Annotated in this window: 1 protein-coding gene; it reads left to right on the forward strand. The window is 47.4% G+C overall.

Features of this window, described 5'->3' with window-relative positions; all coding sequences use genetic code 11:
• Positions 1-324 precede the first annotated feature (324 nt).
• The coding region (locus tag RX395_RS09860; RefSeq protein ID WP_316367305.1) for a hypothetical protein at positions 325-580 on the forward strand (256 nt) is incomplete at its 3' end.

Below are 580 nucleotides of genomic sequence, written 5' to 3' on the forward strand. Positions count from 1 at the left end.
GCATAGTAGGTTATGTAGCTGGAGGCGATGGGCATGGGGGCGATCCCCTCCATCAGTGTCCGGGGGGTGGGAGCCGGCGTGGCCGCGGGCAGCGGCTCGGACGAAGAAGACGGAACGGAATCTGACCGGCTGATGGTACATCCGATAAAAAATGCGGCAATAAAAGCACACATAGGTAGGATGCACCAAAGGCGGTTCAAGCGACAGTGAAGTTTCATAGTAGCCTCCTGTTTCTAGTTTATTTTTCACGGGCAACAATTTCTTTCATATTACGTAGGCGCTTACAAGACATCAAAATCTGTTTATTTTAACGGAGGAAAAGAAATGTATACCTATCATAAAGCTACAGAGAATGGTATGACGTTACACATTATTGAGACGGATGCCAGCAATATTAGGCCCGTTCAGCTGCTCAAGACGTCTAATTTAAAGGGTTCCAATGAGTATGGAATCAATGGCGGGTGGTACACCAGTACGAAACCCGATGATAATAATTGCAATATTCTAAACATTGCAGTTAGTGGCGGCCGTCCTGTTGGCGGAGGAGTGAACAATAAAAATGAACCCCGTGACGGAAGCG

The organism is Collinsella aerofaciens (genome assembly GCF_032584215.1).
Taxonomy (GTDB): domain Bacteria; phylum Actinomycetota; class Coriobacteriia; order Coriobacteriales; family Coriobacteriaceae; genus Collinsella.